General features: G+C 57.1%; 14 protein-coding genes. 2 read left to right on the forward strand and 12 right to left on the reverse strand.

The features are described from left to right. A partial coding sequence (locus ACTG39_RS01130; protein WP_439105679.1) for a prepilin peptidase occupies positions 1-798 on the forward strand: 798 nt, incomplete at its 5' end. Then, positions 795-1,403 (forward strand): dephospho-CoA kinase, encoded by a 609-nt coding sequence (gene coaE / locus ACTG39_RS01135; protein ID WP_439105680.1) that lies wholly within the window; start codon positions 795-797, stop codon positions 1,401-1,403. The genes ACTG39_RS01130 and coaE, both read left to right, overlap by 4 nt. A 40-nt stretch (positions 1,404-1,443) precedes the next feature. Here coaE and mutT read toward each other — a convergent pair whose 3' ends face one another. From mutT to murD, 12 genes are all read right to left on the reverse strand, one after another. Further along, on the reverse strand, positions 1,444-1,911 hold the full coding sequence (gene mutT, locus ACTG39_RS01140) for an 8-oxo-dGTP diphosphatase MutT (RefSeq protein WP_439105681.1): 468 nt from the start codon (positions 1,909-1,911) through the stop codon (positions 1,444-1,446). Continuing rightward, positions 1,892-3,130 (reverse strand): bifunctional glutamate N-acetyltransferase/amino-acid acetyltransferase ArgJ, encoded by a 1,239-nt coding sequence (argJ, locus tag ACTG39_RS01145; RefSeq protein ID WP_439105682.1) that lies wholly within the window; start codon positions 3,128-3,130, stop codon positions 1,892-1,894. Before argJ ends, mutT begins: the two co-directional genes overlap by 20 nt. 18 nt (positions 3,131-3,148) lie before the next feature. Next, a complete protein-coding gene (gene secA, locus ACTG39_RS01150) occupies positions 3,149-5,872 on the reverse strand; it encodes a preprotein translocase subunit SecA (protein ID WP_439105683.1) in 2,724 nt (907 codons plus the stop codon). Positions 5,873-6,156: 284 nt separating this feature from the next. Beyond that, positions 6,157-7,077: a UDP-3-O-acyl-N-acetylglucosamine deacetylase gene (gene lpxC, locus ACTG39_RS01155; RefSeq protein WP_439105684.1), complete on the reverse strand. Its 921-nt coding sequence runs from the start codon at positions 7,075-7,077 to the stop codon at positions 6,157-6,159. Between the two features lie 92 nt (positions 7,078-7,169). After that, the gene (ftsZ, locus tag ACTG39_RS01160) at positions 7,170-8,351 is read right to left on the reverse strand and encodes a cell division protein FtsZ (protein WP_439105685.1); all 1,182 of its coding nucleotides are present in this window, start codon (positions 8,349-8,351) and stop codon (positions 7,170-7,172) included. A gap of 60 nt (positions 8,352-8,411) precedes the next feature. Next, on the reverse strand, positions 8,412-9,644 hold the full coding sequence (gene ftsA / locus ACTG39_RS01165; RefSeq protein ID WP_439105686.1) for a cell division protein FtsA: 1,233 nt from the start codon (positions 9,642-9,644) through the stop codon (positions 8,412-8,414). A gap of 7 nt (positions 9,645-9,651) precedes the next feature. Continuing rightward, the gene (locus tag ACTG39_RS01170) at positions 9,652-10,458 is read right to left on the reverse strand and encodes a cell division protein FtsQ/DivIB (RefSeq protein WP_439105687.1); all 807 of its coding nucleotides are present in this window, start codon (positions 10,456-10,458) and stop codon (positions 9,652-9,654) included. Next, positions 10,458-11,405 (reverse strand): D-alanine--D-alanine ligase, encoded by a 948-nt coding sequence (locus ACTG39_RS01175; protein WP_439105688.1) that lies wholly within the window; start codon positions 11,403-11,405, stop codon positions 10,458-10,460. Before ACTG39_RS01175 ends, ACTG39_RS01170 begins: the two co-directional genes overlap by 1 nt. Beyond that, positions 11,402-12,793, reverse strand: coding sequence for a UDP-N-acetylmuramate--L-alanine ligase (gene murC, locus ACTG39_RS01180; RefSeq protein WP_439105689.1), 1,392 nt, complete (start codon positions 12,791-12,793; stop codon positions 11,402-11,404). The genes ACTG39_RS01175 and murC overlap by 4 nt, the downstream gene beginning before the upstream one ends. A 29-nt stretch (positions 12,794-12,822) precedes the next feature. Continuing rightward, positions 12,823-13,896 carry an undecaprenyldiphospho-muramoylpentapeptide beta-N-acetylglucosaminyltransferase gene (gene murG, locus ACTG39_RS01185; protein ID WP_439105690.1) on the reverse strand — a complete coding sequence of 358 codons (1,074 nt, stop codon included), beginning with the start codon at positions 13,894-13,896 and terminating at the stop codon, positions 12,823-12,825. Continuing rightward, complete coding sequence (gene ftsW / locus ACTG39_RS01190; protein WP_439105691.1) at positions 13,893-15,047, reverse strand: putative lipid II flippase FtsW; 1,155 nt, start codon at positions 15,045-15,047, stop codon at positions 13,893-13,895. Before ftsW ends, murG begins: the two co-directional genes overlap by 4 nt. Further along, complete coding sequence (gene murD / locus ACTG39_RS01195; protein WP_439105692.1) at positions 15,044-16,393, reverse strand: UDP-N-acetylmuramoyl-L-alanine--D-glutamate ligase; 1,350 nt, start codon at positions 16,391-16,393, stop codon at positions 15,044-15,046. The genes ftsW and murD overlap by 4 nt, the downstream gene beginning before the upstream one ends. Positions 16,394-16,408 lie beyond the last annotated feature (15 nt).

Genomic DNA, 16,408 nt, shown 5'->3' on the forward strand with positions numbered 1-16,408 from the left:
GTCGTGGGCAGTTTCCTGAACGTTGTTATCCTTCGCCTGCCTGAAATGATGCAACGGGAATGGCGCAGCGACTGTCGTGCGTTACTGGAACTCGACGATGACGCGCCCCGCGAGAAGTTTTCCCTGGCCTTCCCGGGCTCTCATTGCCCTCACTGCCAACACGCAATTAAACCCTGGGAAAACATCCCCGTTGTCAGTTTTTTGGCACTCCGTGGGCGCTGCTCTAACTGCTCAACAGCCATTAGCTGGCGTTACCCACTGGTAGAGTCGGCGAGCGCAGTCGCTTCCCTAACGGTCGCTTTTCACGTCGGCGTAACACCCATTCTTCTCCCCTATCTCCTACTCACGTGGACGCTCATAACCCTGGCTGTCATCGATATCGATACACAGTTATTGCCCGATGACATAACGCTGCCGCTACTCTGGGGCGGCCTGCTGTTTAACGTATTTATGGGACCCGTATCACCCGTCGACGCCATTCTTGGTGCCGCTGCCGGTTACTTACTGCTTTGGTCCATCTATTGGCTCTTCAAGCTCGCCACCGGTAAAGAAGGCATGGGCTACGGCGACTTTAAGCTGCTGGCGGCGCTGGGCGCCTGGCTGGGCTGGCAAAGCCTCCCAATCATCATCTTGCTTTCATCTGCCGTGGGCGCGGTGCTCGGTATCCTCATTATCATGGTGCAAGGCAAAGACCGTTCACACCCTCTCCCCTTCGGCCCCTATTTGGCTGCGGCCGGATGGATAAGCCTCCTCTGGGGCAGCGCCTTGTCAGCATTGCTCTTTGTAGGGAATCCATGACTGCTCCCCTTCGCGTCGGCATAACCGGCGGCATTGGGAGCGGCAAAAGCGCAGTAACCGAACGACTAATAACTCTCGGCATCAATGTTGTCGATGCGGATGTCGTCGCCAGAGAAGTCGTTGCGGTGGGTAGCCCCGCGCTCAAGAAGATAGTCGAGCATTACGGCAGTGACATACTGCAAGACGACGGAACATTGGATCGGGCAGCGCTGAGGCGCGTCGTATTCGCAGACCCCGATGAACGTCTTTGGCTGGAGGCGCTTACCCATCCGCTGATCGGAGAAAGTATCGCCCGGCAGCTCGCCACAGCGAGTTCCCCCTACGCGGTCTTAAGTTCGCCGTTGCTCCTCGAAGGCTCGCAGAGGGACTTTGTGCAGCACGTTGTAGTGGTCGATGTTCCCGAAGAGGTACAGATAGATCGCACCACGACGCGAGACAGCAATAGCGAGGAACTCGTACGCTCCATAATGGCCGCACAAATGTGCCGAAAGGACCGTTTGGCGGCCGCGGATACAGTGATTGATAATAGTGGACCACTGGACGCGCTGGATTCACAAGTGGCATTGCTGCATGAAAAGCTCTTGTCCCTCGCTGCCGCACGCTAAGTAGCATAGCGCGCAAATTCTGCAGCTAGAAAAAGCCAGGCTAACGCCGACCCTCAGAGAGAGCACTCACGATAGCCTGATTCGCCACGGGAAATGCATAGTCTTTTAGCTCAGCAACGCTCACCCAGCGCATGGGCTGACTCTCACAGGGTGTCGGCTGACCTTCGAATGCTGTCACGCTGTGCACATCCAGTAACACCCGCTTATCCCCGTAGTCATGCTCGACTCTCAGCAAAGCGTGGTGACGCATAACCTCTATACCCAACTCCTCACGAAGCTCTCGGCTCAGTGCCTGGGCAAGGCTTTCTCCCGACTCCAGTTTGCCCCCGGGAAACTCCCACAGCCCGCCTTGGTGACTATCCGCGTGGCGCTGGGTAAGGAGTATTTGCCCGTCTTCGCCAAAGATCACCGCAACGGCTACGTGAACTACGGGTGATGTTGGGTCTGTGTTACCGTCGGGCGTAAGAGGCATAGGTGATACCGCGAAGCTAACTTCGGTACTCGGCATTTATGCGCACGTAGTCGTAGGAGAAATCCGATGTCCAGACAGCGGCTCGCGCATCGCCACGACCCAGCTCAATACCCAAGCGCAGCTCGTCTCTCCTCATTAGCTCGGCTACTTTGGATTCGACGTACCCCGCGGCCCGCGCGCCGTTCTCTGCAATGATCGACTCGTTGATAAGAATCCGTACGCCAGTCACGTCAAGCTCAGCGAGCCCCGCCCGCCCGATGGCAGCCAACACGCGACCCCAGTTGGGATCTCCCGCAAAGAGCGCGGTTTTGACCAGCGGAGAGTGCGCGATGGTAAACGCAACATCAAGGCACTCGGCTTCATCAGCGCCACCACTGACAGAGATCTCGACAAACTTACTGGCCCCCTCACCATCGCGCACTAAACCTTGAGCAAGCTCCAGACACAGCGACTCCAGCGCCTGAGCGAACATGTGCGCTAGCTCAGAATCCGCGTTTTCACAAAGCGAATCGCCACTTGCACCAGTAGCTGCAAGTACCACCGCATCATTAGTGGAGGTGTCACCGTCGACGGTAATACGATGAAAAGACGCCTCTACGGCGCGCCGGAGCAAGCTGTCCAAAACATCAGCTGCGATCGGCGCGTCAGTGGCCAAAAACGCCAGCATCGTCGCCATATCAGGGCGCAACATGCCGGCGCCTTTGGCAATACCTGTTAGGACGTAGTCTTTGCCTTGCGCAGAAAATCTGCGGGAACCCGCCTTAGGGCGCGTATCGGTGGTCATGATGCCATGAGCCGCAGCTTCCCACTGATCAGGAGACCGCGCGTCAATCAGTTCAGGCAGGGCGGCGACTAAGCGATCCACCGGCAGGTCTTCACCGATAACGCCCGTTGAAAACGGCAGCACCTCACTGGCACTCAGGCCCAGCAGCGCAGCCGCCTCCTCACAACTTCGCCGTGCCACGTCCATACCTGGCTCGCCTGTGCCTGCGTTGGCATTCCCGGTATTGATAAGGAGGAGCCGGGGTTTGAAATCACATCGCTTTAGATGCTCCCGAGCAACGATCACTGGCGCTGCGCAAAAGGCATTGCGCGTGAAAACAGCGGCCGCCGTGGTGCCCTCATGGAAACTCAGCGCAACCAGGTCACGGCGACCCGGGTAACGGATACCGGCCTCCACCGTCCCGACACTGACGCCGGGAACAGCGAGCGGACTCGATGCAGCATCCGACGCCTCAGAGGAGGTGACTTTCATCGCAGGAAGCTGCAGTGCCTAGAGCGCACCATGACATTGCTTGTACTTTTTGCCACTACCACAAGGGCAGGGATCATTACGCCCCACCTTGGGCTCACTGCGGGTGATGGGCTGTGCGGGAGGCGGGTCCGCAGGCTCGGGACTTGATGCTTCACCGCCGCCAGCGTCCGGCGCCATCCCCGATGCCTGGGCGTGCTGAAACGCCAGCTTAGCCTGCTCGGCTTCATGGCGACGCTGTTGCTCTATCAGCTCGGCCTCGTTCTTCTTCTGAATCTGAACGTGGCTGAGAAACTTGACTACCTCATACTTGAGGCTGGATAGCAGCTCCTGAAAAAGCTCAAAGGACTCGCGCTTGTACTCCTGCTTGGGGTTCTTCTGCGCATAGGCACGAAGATGAATACCCTGTCGTAGGTGATCCATGGTTGCCAGATGCTCTTTCCAGAGCGTGTCCAGCACCTGCAGCATAATCTGCTTTTCGATGCGCAGCATGTCAGGACCTACGCTTTCGCCCTTTGCGTCATAAGCCTGCTGAATCTCACTCAGTACACGCTCGCGAATAGCTTCCTCATGCAACTTATCGTCTTCATCCAGCCACTGCTGAACAGCTAAGGTAATCGCAAACTCCGCTTCGAGTTGACGCTCAAGACCGGGAACATCCCACTGCTCTTCAACACTCATGGGAGGGATAAAACTGTCAATGGCCTGATTAACCACATCGTGACGGATCGCAGTAATGGTCTCTGAAATATCCGACTCAGTGAGCAGATCATTGCGCTGCTGATAGATGATTTGCCGCTGATCATTCGCGACATCATCGTATTCCAACAGTTGTTTACGGATGTCGAAATTGCGGCCCTCTACCTTACGCTGTGCTTTCTCGATGGCGTTAGTCACCATACGGTGCTCGATGGCCTCGCCTTTCTCCATTCCCAGCGCCTGCATGAAGTTCTTCACGCGATCCGAGGCGAAGATGCGCATTAGATTATCTTCCAGCGAGAGATAGAAACGCGACACCCCGGGATCACCCTGTCGCCCTGCCCGCCCTCGCAGCTGATTGTCGATGCGACGGGATTCATGACGCTCTGTACCCAGAATGTGAAGACCGCCAGCCTCCAGCACGGCGGTGTGGCGTTCCTCCCAGTCAGCCTGAATCGCCGCACGCTGCTCGTCGCTGATGTCGCCAGCCTGGCGCAGCTCGGCCTCAAGGTTTCCACCCAACACGATATCTGTGCCGCGGCCCGCCATGTTGGTAGCGATTGTGACCACGCCGGGACGTCCCGCCTGGGCAATGATCTCAGCTTCCTGTTCGTGGTACTTGGCGTTGAGAACTTTGTGCACTACGCCGGACTTCTTAAAGCGGGCAGACAGCTCTTCCGACGTTTCGACGGACGCTGTACCTACCAGGGCCGGCGCGCCAATCTCCATGCAGTGCTTAACGTCTTCAACGATCGCATCAAATTTTTCTTCGCTCGTGAGATACACGAGATCGTTCATGTCCTTACGAACCATGTCCTTATTGGTGGGAATCACAACCACCTCAAGGCCATAGATCTGCCGGAATTCAAAGGCCTCAGTATCGGCTGTGCCCGTCATCCCGGAGAGCTTGTTGTAAAGGCGGAAGTAGTTCTGAAAAGTTGTCGACGCGAGAGTCTGGCTCTCGCTTTGAATGTCCACGCCCTCTTTCGCTTCGATAGCCTGATGTAGACCCTCGGAAAGACGGCGTCCGGGCATCGTTCGGCCGGTATGCTCGTCAATAAGCACCACCTGCCCGCCCTGTACGATGTACTCCACATCGCGCTGAAACATGACGTGCGCCCGCAGACCCGTATGCACATGGTGAAGGAGTGACAGGTTGGTCGATGCGTAGAGGCTATCGCCCTCTTCAAGCATGCCTTCTCGCACCAGCATTTCTTCTACAAACTCGTGTCCGGCCTCCGTAAGCTCAACCTGGCGGAGCTTTTCATCAACGGTGTAATGTCCGTCCTGCCCTTCATCTTCGCGCTGCAATGAAGGCACCAACTTGTTGATTCGCTTATACAGTTCTGAGCTATCCTGCGCGGCGCCAGAAATAATCAGCGGCGTCCGCGCCTCATCAATGAGAATCGAATCAACCTCATCGACGATGGCAAAGCTGAGCTCTCCCTGCATCTTGTCTTCGAGGGAAAACGCCATATTGTCGCGAAGGTAGTCAAAGCCGAACTCGTTATTCGTGCCGTAGATAACGTTGGACTGATAGGCCGTACGCTTCTCTTCCGGTGTTTGCCCGGAGCGAACCACGCCAACGCTAAGACCCAAAAAGTTGTACAGCGGCGCCATCCATGCGGCGTCTCGTCCAGCCAGGTAATCGTTCACCGTAATAAGGTGTACCGCACTGCCGGCCAGTGCATTCAGATAGGCAGCAAGAGTAGCAACAAGGGTTTTACCTTCGCCGGTTCGCTGCTCGGCAATGCGTCCCTCGTGGAGAGTCATACCACCCACAAGCTGGACGTCAAAGTGACGCATACCCATAACACGCTTGCCCGCTTCTCGAGCCACCGCAAACGCCTCCGGAAGAATCTTGTCCAGCGTCTCACCGGAAGACAATCTCTCACGAAACTCGCCGGTTTTCGCGGCTAAAGCTTCATCATCCAGAGCTTGCATCGCCTCTTCGAGAGCGTTGATCTGGCGCACCACTTTGCGCATGCGCTTGAGCTCGCGATCATTACGCGTGCCAAAAACCTTTTTTAGAGCAGAATTAATCATTCAATTATTCATTGCGCTGCTGTGAGCTGTAAGCCCAAGCAGTCCATCAGTGTGTGGATCCCGGCAAGTCTCCCGGGACGGCTGCTGCCGATACCTGCGGATGCCTTGGCAGCGTTCATACTCTTACTCAGCGACGCGCCGGGGGAAATAAAAAAAATACCGGTTATTCATGGGGCCTGACTGCCCACAAATCAAGTCGTATCTAGAGGTATTCAAGCAAAAAAACCGGCGCGAGAGTGTCTCACAGACACTCTCTTTTATCCATTGGCCGCTCGAGGAGCGATCTATATGGCGGGAGCCGCGGACGGCGCAGTTACGTAGGAGATGGGCGCCGTCTCGGGATCATCAAAGGTGACCATTTCCCAGGCATCGGCCTGGGCGATCAAGGCTCGCAGCGACGCATTATTAAGTGCATGACCTGACTTGTGGGCCCGAAACTCGCCAATCAGGCTATAACCGAGCAAGTACACATCACCAATCGCATCCAGGACTTTGTGCTTGACGAACTCGTCCTCGTAGCGCAGCCCATCCTGATTCAGGATCCGGTACTCATCGACAACAATAGCGTTGTCTACGCTACCACCTCGAGCGAGGCCCTTGGAGCGCAGATACTCGATCTCGTGCATGAAGCCAAAGGTTCGCGCACGACTAATCTCGCGCACGAAAGAGGTAGAAGAAAAATCGATCTCGGCATGCGCCGTGCGATCCCTAAACACCGGGTGGTCAAAATCGATAGTGAAGGAGACCTTGAAGCCATCAAAGGGAAGAAAGCTGGCTAACTTGTCTCCGTCATTTACCGTTACCGGACGCTTAATACGGATGAATTTCTTAGCCGCAGGCTGTTCCTCGATCCCCGCAGATTGGATCAGGAAAACAAAAGGCCCTGCGCTACCATCCATGATCGGCACTTCACTGGCACTGACATCGACATAAGCGTTATCAATACCGAGACCGGCCATTGCCGACAGCAGGTGCTCAACCGTGGACACGCGGTGTCCGTCGTGTACCAGCGTTGTCGACAGCGTGGTATCACCCACATTTGAGGCCTTTGCATGAATCTCGACGATGGGGTCGAGATCGACACGGCGAAAAATGATACCGCTGTCCACTGGCGCGGGCGCCAAAGTCAGGTATACCTTTTCACCCGTATGCAAACCAACGCCTGTCGCCTTTATGGCGTTGCGCAACGTCCGCTGCCGAATCATACAACCTCCTTGTCAATGCCCCACTAAGCTCAGGGGTGCCGCCAGGCGCAAAAGCGCCTGTCACACAGTAGACAGGATGACAGTCGTTTCGATCAGTCGGCCTGTCGCCGCAAAAACGCCGGGATGTCAAAATAGTCATCGCCAAGCTTTTCAGCGGTCGCTGCGGCTGCCGAGCCTCCTCGCGCTACTGCGCGACGAGCCGGCGGCTTTTCGTAATCCCGATAGTCGGGCGCGGACAGGGGATCAACCTCGCTTTGCGGCTCTTCAGCTCGCGCGGCTCGTGGTGTTTCCACTACCTGCAACGTTGCACGGGAGGCCGTATTGCCAAGTCCCGTAGCGACTACCGTAACCCTCAATTCGTCGTTTAGCTCGGGATCAATCACTGTCCCGACTACAACGGTGGCCTCCTCAGAGGCGAACTCCTCAATGGTATCGCCCACTTCGGAGAACTCACCGAGCGACAAATCAAGCCCGGCAGTAATATTGACCAGAATCCCGCGTGCACCTTCCAGATCTATGTCGTCCAGCAGCGGGCTATTGATAGCGCGTTCGGCTGCCTCACGCGCCCGGTTCTCGCCGCGAGAGCTACCTGTGCCCATCATGGCCATACCCATTTCGGACATCACCGTCCTAACATCCGCAAAGTCGACATTGATCATGCCGGGGCGAATAATAAGGTCAGCAATACCCTGAACCGCGCCCAACAATACATCATTGGCCTCTTTGAAGGCATCCAAGAGACTGGTATTTTTTCCCAAAACCTCCAGCAGTTTCTCGTTCGGAATGGTGATTAGAGAGTCAACATGCTGCTGAAGTTCCCCAAGACCTGCCTCAGCCAGCGAGAGGCGTTTACGACCTTCAAAAGTGAAGGGCCGCGTGACCACAGCAACGGTAAGAATGCCCATTTCCCGGGCAATCTCAGCCACCACTGGCGCTCCCCCGGTACCTGTTCCACCGCCCATCCCAGCGGTGATAAAGACCATATCTGCGCCGCGCATGGACTCAGCGATACGCTCCCTGTCTTCCATGGCAGCAGCGCGCCCAATTTCCGGGTTCGCTCCCGCACCCAGACCCTTGGTGATCTCGCCGCCGAGCTGTAGCACGGTCGGTGAGTCCACATCCGATAAAGCCTGGGCATCAGTATTGGCGCAAATAAAATCCACGCCTTCTACACTGTTACTGATCATGTGCTTAACGGCATTGCCGCCACCGCCTCCCACACCAATCACTTTGATGACAGCGCTCTGCGGTACGTTGTCTACGAGCTCAAACATAGCTTCCTTCCCCTTTGTTAACGTCACCTAGCGGTGACCTTTCTTCCCCAAAAAAACTGCTTAAAAACTGTCGCGAAACCACTGTGTGAGACGCGTCCACCATGCGTCTTCTGAAATGCGAATTCGGCCGCTGTGGACTTCTCCGGCATGGCGAGTGCCATAGAGCAGCAAGCCCACTGCCGTGGAGTAAATTGGATTGCGAACAATGTCTGCCAGACCGTCGATGCTTTGCGGATAACCCACCCGCACCGGCATGTGAAAAATTTCCTCGGCAAGCTCTGCGGCCCCTTCCATCTTGGAAGTACCTCCGGTGAGAACAATTCCCGACGGTATCAAATCCTCAAACCCGGAACGTCGCAGCTCCGCTTGGATGAGCGTAAAGAGCTCGTCATAACGGGGCTCCACGACTTCGGCCAGGGACTGCCTGGATAAATCCCTGGGCGGACGATCGCCCACACTGGGCACCTTGATAGTCTGGTCAGCGCCGGCAAGCTGCGTGAGCGCGCAGGCATAGCGAATCTTTATCTCTTCGGCGTACTGCGACGGTGTCCGCAATGCCATTGCGATGTCATTGGTGACCTGATCGCCGGCAATGGGAATCACGCCCGTGTGGCGAATAGAGCCCTCGGTAAAAATCGCTATATCCGTGGTACCACCACCGATATCCACGAGACACACGCCCAGCTCGCGCTCGTCATCCGTCAGCACGGAATACGATGAAGCCAATTGCTCCAGAATGATGTCTTCGACTTCGAGCCCACATTTACGAATGCACTTCTCAATGTTTTGTGCGGCGTTGACTGCGCAGGTAACCAAATGCACCTTCGCCTCGAGACGCACGCCGGACATACCCTGAGGCTCTTTAATACCCTCCTGGTTGTCGATCACGTACTCCTGGGGCAGCACGTGCAACACTTTCTGATCCGCAGGAATAGCCACTGCACGAGCGGCATCAATGACACGCTCCAGATCCTGACCCACGACTTCCTGCTCTTTAATGGCAACAATCCCGTGGGAGTTGAGACTGCGTATATGGGAGCCAGCAATACCCACATACACCGAGTGAATCTGACACCCGGCCATGAGCTCCGCCTCATCAACGGCGCGCTGAATGGACTGCACCGTGGACTCAATGTTCACCACCACGCCTTTCTTCATGCCTTTGGAAGGGTGGGAGCCAATACCAACAACTTCGATGCTGCCATCGGCGGTCACTTCGCCCACGATCGCAACCACTTTGGAGGTTCCGATATCCAGTCCGACAATCATTCGTCTGTCTTTTGCCGCTGCCATTCGCTGTCTACCCGCCCTGAGTGTTTTCGGTCAGCCCCGCTAACTGCGGAGTCTGTTCAAATGCAACGGCTGCTCCACCGTCGTAGCGCATGTCGACGCGCTGTACGACTCGGTCAGTCGCCTGAAGATCACTCTTCCAAAGCTTTAAAAAACGCTGCAGCCGTATAGAAAAGTCACGATCGCCCAGCTGCAGATCAAGACCGTTATCCAGGCCTACACGCAGTTGACCGTAATCGTCTTCGCTCAGTGCAATCGGCGTAAGCGCAAGGGGACGTAAGCGCTCAAGGAGGCGTTGATAGTGGTTCATCAAACGGGCCTCGCTGCCCACGGGGCCACGGATCTGAGGCAGCTCCTGCCAACGCTCCCCATCTGCGACTTCGATAACTCGGGCTTCATGGTTCAAGAAAGCCTCATCACCCCAGCGCGCGATGGGCAACTGCTCGACCACGCTAACCTCCAGGGTGTCTGGAAAACGGCGACGTAACTGGGCCGTATAGACCCAGGGCAAATCTTCAAGCCTTGCCTGCAAATCGCCAAGGCTGAGAAACAAGAGCCCCTGCTCCAAGTCGTCGGATAATGCTTCGCGTAAAGCCTCCTGCCGCAGGTTCTCCAACTTCCCGGTAACGACAATGCGCTCTACCGGGAGACTGCGCAGTGCTGACACGCCAAGGTAGACCACGCCCGCGAGGGCGAGCATGGCGCCTGCGGCAACCGCGGCCCCAAGGCCTCGCTGAATGCTCTGAAGGATCAACTTGAAACGCTCACCCAGGGTCGGGGTAGAACGACGACGAGAATTGCGACGTGCTGCAGCCATCAGCCAGCCTCCCCTGTGATTCCGCCGCCTGCTTGCCAGGACATCAACAAAATCTCCTCAAGAAGCTCCAGCAGCGACATACCCGCAGCGGTGGCCGCCATGGGCACCAGACTGTGATCGGTCATACCGGGGACCGTGTTCACCTCAAGTAGCTGGAATTCACCCGTGCCTGCGCGCATGAGATCGACGCGCCCCCAGACAGAGCAACCCAGAGCCTTGAAGGCGGCATTCGCAAGTGCGCAAACATGCTCTTCTTCTGCACTGTTAAGGCCGCAGGGGACGATGTAGCGCGTGCTATTGCCCTTGTATTTGGCCTCGTAATCATAAAACTCCCGCGTCGCCTCAATGCGGATGGGCGGCAGCGCACGATCGCCAAGAATAGCCACCGTGTACTCGGGGCCATCGATAAATTGCTCTGCCAAAACCCCCGTGCCATACGCAGCCGCCGCCTCGTACGCCGCGGAGAAACTCTCCGGGGTGTTAACCCGAGCCATACCCAGGCTCGATCCTTCGGCGCAGGGTTTGATAAACGCGGTACCCCAGCTCGCCAACAAGCCTGCAACGTCTGTGTCTGCATCAACGAGAGCGAAATCAGCTGTAGGTAGGCCCAAAGCACGCCAAAGCTGCTTGCTGCGCAGCTTATCCATGGCCAAAGCCGAACCCAGAACATTGCTGCCAGTTCCCACTACTCCCAGAGATTGAAGTAATCCCTGCGTCACGCCGTCCTCGCCCCCGACGCCGTGCTGAATATTGAACGCAATATCCACCTCAGTGAGCGCTTCCCACCAGGACGCCTCGCCCGTATCCAAGGCCAAAGGCGTGTAACCTCCGTCGCGCAGAGTTGTCAGCACCGTAGTCGCACTTGCCAAAGAGACCTCGCGCTCGCCGGAATTGCCTCCAAAAAGCACGGCAATCTTCAGCTCTCTAAGCTGAGTCACAGCGCTCACGAAACCACCTCCGCTTCACGTAGCTGGCTTGCTAATCGCGCGATGTCGCCGGCGCCCTGCGTTACAAGCACGTCGCCAGGCTCAAGCACATCAGCGAGGAGCGCTGGAACTTCGAGGGCATTCGCGGCATACAGTGGATCCAACTGCCCACGCTGGCGAATAGAACGCGCCAGAGAGCGACTGTCAGCACCGGCGATTGCTTCCTCGCCCGCCGGGTAAACCTCCAGCAAAACCAGAAAATCGGTATCGGACAGCACGCTCACAAAGTCGTCGTAAAGATCCCGGGTACGTGTGAAGCGATGGGGCTGATAAACCATCACAACCCGTCGCTCTGGCCAGGCCTGACGCGCCGACGCCAGAGTTGCGGCGACCTCGGTGGGGTGATGCCCGTAATCGTCCACGAGGGTAACTTCGTGCTCCCCGAGGGTAATCTTGTCGAAGACACTGAAGCGCCGACCCACACCACCAAAATTCGCGAGAGTTTTCTGAATAACGTCGTCGTCAATCCCCTGATCCGTAGCCACTGCCACTGCCGCGGTGGCATTGAGCACGTTGTGAACACCCGGCATATTCAGGGCGATAGGAAGAGCAGGATGCGCATCGGGGCGCTCCACCGTAAATCGTGTAGACAATCCCGTGGGCTCAAGATTAGTAATCCGATAATCGGCCAGCTCGCTAAAGCCATAGCCCAGAAGCGGACGCCCGAGATCGTCCACCAGATCAGCGAGCACCGGGTCATCAACACACAGTACAGCGAGACCGTAAAACGGAAGGTTGTGCAGAAACTCAATGAAAGTGCGTCGCAGCTGCGCGAAGTCGCCCCCGTAGGTTTCCATGTGATCCGCTTCGATGTTCGTGACGACCGTCACCATGGGTTGCAGGTGCAAAAACGAAGCATCGCTTTCATCAGCCTCGGCGATGAGGAATCGGCCAGCGCCTAACTGCGCGTGAGTACCCGTGCTGTTTACACGCCCGCCAATGACAAAGGTCGGATCGAGAGCAGCCTCGGCGAACACCGCGGCAATGAGACTGGTGGTCGTTGTTTTGCCGTGGGTGCCCGCCACGGCGATGCCGTAGCGATGACGCATGAGCTCCGCAAGCATTTCGGCGCGGGGGACAACGGGTATGCGTCGATCTCTAGCAGCAATCAACTCGTCATTATCCGCTTTCACGGCACTGGAAATAACAACGACATCAGCATCACTTACCGCATCGGCCTGGTGGCCGATGGTGACCTTTACACCCATGTCGGCGAGACGCCGTGTGACACCTCCATCCATGAGGTCAGATCCGCTGACAGAGAAGCCCAGATTGACCAGCACCTCGGCAATACCGCTCATACCGCTGCCACCGACACCCACCATATGGATGCGGCGCACACGGCGCATTTCAGAGGCTCCTGGCATTACCGGCGCAGTCATAGACTCAAGGCCTCCGCTCGATCGGCAATGGCCTGCGTCGCATCCGGTCGCGCGCAGCCAAGGGCAGCGCTGGACATATTCGCCAGAGCATTGGCATCAGCCAGCAAAGCGCGCAATACAGCTTCCAGCTGTCCCGGTAAGTCTTTTTGGGGCAGCAGCTGCGCCGCGCCAGCATCAGCCAGAAAACGTGCGTTCGCGGTCTGGTGATCATCGATGGCATAGGGAAGCGGAATGAGAATAGATGGTCGTCCCGTCACTGCGAGCTCAGCGACCGTCAAGGCACCAGCCCGGCAAATCACAAGCTGCGCCCAGGCGTAGGCTTCTGGCATGTCTTCCAGATAGGGCTCTACCCGCCACTGTGTGTTCGTCACTGCAGCGAAGTCCTCGCGGGTGCTATCCGCATGGGCGGGACCACACTGATGACGCCACTCACACTGCGAACCCAGCAGTGCCGCAACGCCCGGTATTGCCTCGTTCAACGGGCGCGCACCGAGACTGCCTCCAAGCACCAGAACCCGTAAAGGACTGTCAGCTTCACGTTTCCAGGGAAACTCCTGCGCGACCGTTAACAAATCCTTGCGCACGGGGTTACCCAAGTAGCGTGCCGTCGGATACTGCTCCAGCACATCTGGGAAACCGGTGACAATTTCCGCGGCCAAACGCGCCAGCGCGCGATTGGCGCTACCGGGCACGGCGTTTTGCTCCTGCAGCAACAGCGGACGCCGAGTTAGCCATGCAGCGCAGGCGGCGGGAAACGAGGCATAGCCGCCCATTCCCACGACCAGTGCAGGACGCAAACGCAGCATCAGCCAAAGGGACTGTAGGAGAGATACCCCGAGCAGCACTACAGCGAGCAACTGCTGAAGGAATCCTTTCCCTCTCAATCCACGCATGGGCAGCTGGTAAAGCGTGATGTCAGCGTCGGGAACCACGCGCGCTTCGAGTCCACGACGCGTACCTATCCAGGCCAAGCTAAATCCACGCTCACGAAGATCCAGGGCAACGGCGAGTGCGGGATAAACGTGCCCGCCCGTGCCTCCGGCAAGCATCATAGCCATGGGCGCCGTCATCGCTTGCGCCCTCTTGCCGGCTTTTGTCGCTCATGGGCAACCCGCAGCACCATGCTCAAAAGAACGCAGGCCGTAATGAGGCTGGTGCCACCGTAGCTAATCAACGGCAGCGTCAGTCCTTTGGTCGGGAGCAGACCTGCGCTGACGCCCATGTTCACAAAGGCTTGCCCGGAGAACATCAGCGACACCCCATAGCAGAGATAGGCTGCAAACAACTCACCGTCTTTTTGCGATTGGCGACCGAGATGAAAAATACGCAGCACCAGCGCCAAAAACAGACCGATTAGAACAAACGCTCCGACAAAGCCGGTCTCCTCTGCCCAGATAGAGAACACAAAGTCCGTATGCGCTTCGGGGAGGTAGAAGAGTTTTTGAACGCTATTGCCAAGCCCCACGCCAAACCACTCGCCGCGACCGAAGGCGATGAGCGACTGAATAAGCTGAAAGCCAGAGCCAAAGGGATCCGCCCAGGGGTCGGTGTAAGCAATGAGGCGCTGGAGACGATAGGGCGCCGCCTGTATCAGCAGTGCACCCAAAACGCCTGTAGTGACGATGATCAAGCCCAGGTGCATTAAGCGCATCCCGGCAAGAAACAGCATCCCAAAGGCCGTAGCAAACATAATGACCACGGCGCCAAAATCCGGCTCCGCCAGCAACAGCACCGCGACCAAGCCCAAAATCATGAGAGGCCGCACGATGCCCTGCCAGCTTTCCTGCAGTGCCTTACCCTGGCGAAGCAGATAGCCAGAGAGATAAACAATCATTGCCGCTTTGGCGAGCTCCGAGGGCTGAAGCGTGAGCGGCCCCAGCGCCAGCCATCGCTGACTGCCATTCACGTTACGGCCCACGCCGGGTATCAACACGAGAATCAGGAGCAGGCTCGAAAGCAACAGCAATAGCCAACCACTGCGGTACCAGAATTCAATCGGCACTTGATAGCAAATAAAGCCGCTGATCAGCGCAAGGGCCAGATACACCAGGTGGCGCATGCTGTGATGCCACATATTTCCGTAGGTTGCCTCGGCGTAACCTACAGAAGCTGAGCTAATAGCAATGAGGCCGATGAGGAGGAGAGCTACCGCAATCGCCAGTAGCATCAAGTCCGGGAGTCGGCCCGCCTCTATGCTTGGTGCCGTTCGCGCGGTACTCATAGCGAGACCTCCGCGCGTACACATTTTTTGAACTGCTCGCCCCGATGAACATAACTATCGAATTGATCAAAGCTCGCGCAGGCGGGGGACAGCAAGACCAGGTCGCCCGGTTTCGCAGACTCGCTTGCAACGGCTACTGCAGACTCCAGGTTATCCAGTGCAATGATCTCGGAGGCATCCCCCAGCGCAGTAGCTATCGCCTGCGATGCTTCGCCGATGAGCAGCACCTTGTCGCAGAAGGCAGCAACTGCTGGCTTTAAAGCGCGAAAATCGGCGTCTTTATCCCGCCCACCCGCAATGAGAATCAAACGGTGAGACGCACCCAAGCCTTTGATTGCAGCGAGCGCAGCGCCTACATTGGTGGCCTTTGAATCGTTGATCCAGCGCACGCCGTCTTTCTCTGTCACCAATTCACAGCGATGCTCGAGACCAGCAAAGCGCTTGAGCACCGTAAGCATCGCTAGTCGAGGTAAGTCTATCGCCGCGCCCAGAGCGAGTGCCGCTAGCGCGTTAGCCAGGTTATGCCTTCCGGGTAAAGCAACCTCTGCTGCTTTCATCAGCGGCTCGAAGCCCTCAACGATGGTCTCCTCACCGTCAATCATCCGAAGACCAAAGCCCTGAAGATCAGGTTCTCCCAGGCGCCATCCAATGTGCTGCCGCCCCGCAGCTAAAGGAGGAATTGTGAGAGGGTCATCGCTGTTAAAAACCACCTTGCGACAACCATTGAAAATGCGATGTTTGGCCTGGTGATAACGCGGCATGCTGCCGTGGCGATCGAGGTGATCCGGCGTCACATTCAGTACGGTGGCTACCTCGAGGTTAAGAGCCCCGGCACGCTCCAGCTGGAAGCTCGACAGTTCCAATACATAGAACTCGTTTTCATCATTCAGCAAATCCAGCGCTGGAATACCCAGATTGCCACCAATGCCCACCTGGTGGCCGGCCGCCTCAACCATGGCGCCTAGCATTTCGGTCACAGTAGATTTCGCGTTAGAACCCGTAATACCAATAACCGGCGCTTTCGCTGCGGCCACAAACAGATCGATATCCCCGCAAAGATGTGCTCCAGCGCTCACCGCACGCTGAAGCCAGGGTTCTTCTGGTGAAATACCCGGGCTGACGATCAATTCTGCAGCGGTATCCAGCACATCCTGAGCGCCATCGCCCAGCATGACCGGAACGTCGGGCATCTCGTCACGCAATTCCTCAAGTCCGGGAGGGTGATCTCGCGTATCCACGACGGTGAATTCTTCGCCCCTGCGCGCCAGATGCCGGGCAACCGACAAACCGGTCACACCAAGGCCCACCACAACTTTGCGTCGCGTACTGCTAATGAGGGATGACATATCTCTGGCCAGTCC

The organism is Congregibacter sp. (assembly GCF_965662665.1).
Classification (GTDB): Bacteria; Pseudomonadota; Gammaproteobacteria; order Pseudomonadales; family Halieaceae; genus Congregibacter.

What these genes read in the sequence shown, in the direction of transcription:
- coaE (WP_439105680.1), top strand. Translation starts at nt 795, where the DNA reads ATGACTGCTCCCCTTCGCGTCGGCATAACCGGCGGCATTGGGAGCGGC.
- mutT (WP_439105681.1), bottom strand. Translation starts at nt 1,911, where the DNA reads ATGCCGAGTACCGAAGTTAGCTTCGCGGTATCACCTATGCCTCTTACG.
- argJ (WP_439105682.1), bottom strand. Translation starts at nt 3,130, where the DNA reads ATGAAAGTCACCTCCTCTGAGGCGTCGGATGCTGCATCGAGTCCGCTC.
- secA (WP_439105683.1), bottom strand. Translation starts at nt 5,872, where the DNA reads ATGATTAATTCTGCTCTAAAAAAGGTTTTTGGCACGCGTAATGATCGC.
- lpxC (WP_439105684.1), bottom strand. Translation starts at nt 7,077, where the DNA reads ATGATTCGGCAGCGGACGTTGCGCAACGCCATAAAGGCGACAGGCGTT.
- ftsZ (WP_439105685.1), bottom strand. Translation starts at nt 8,351, where the DNA reads ATGTTTGAGCTCGTAGACAACGTACCGCAGAGCGCTGTCATCAAAGTG.
- ftsA (WP_439105686.1), bottom strand. Translation starts at nt 9,644, where the DNA reads ATGGCAGCGGCAAAAGACAGACGAATGATTGTCGGACTGGATATCGGA.
- ACTG39_RS01170 (WP_439105687.1), bottom strand. Translation starts at nt 10,458, where the DNA reads ATGGCTGCAGCACGTCGCAATTCTCGTCGTCGTTCTACCCCGACCCTG.
- murC (WP_439105689.1), bottom strand. Translation starts at nt 12,793, where the DNA reads ATGCGCCGTGTGCGCCGCATCCATATGGTGGGTGTCGGTGGCAGCGGT.
- murG (WP_439105690.1), bottom strand. Translation starts at nt 13,896, where the DNA reads ATGACGGCGCCCATGGCTATGATGCTTGCCGGAGGCACGGGCGGGCAC.
- ftsW (WP_439105691.1), bottom strand. Translation starts at nt 15,047, where the DNA reads ATGAGTACCGCGCGAACGGCACCAAGCATAGAGGCGGGCCGACTCCCG.
- murD (WP_439105692.1), bottom strand. Translation starts at nt 16,393, where the DNA reads ATGTCATCCCTCATTAGCAGTACGCGACGCAAAGTTGTGGTGGGCCTT.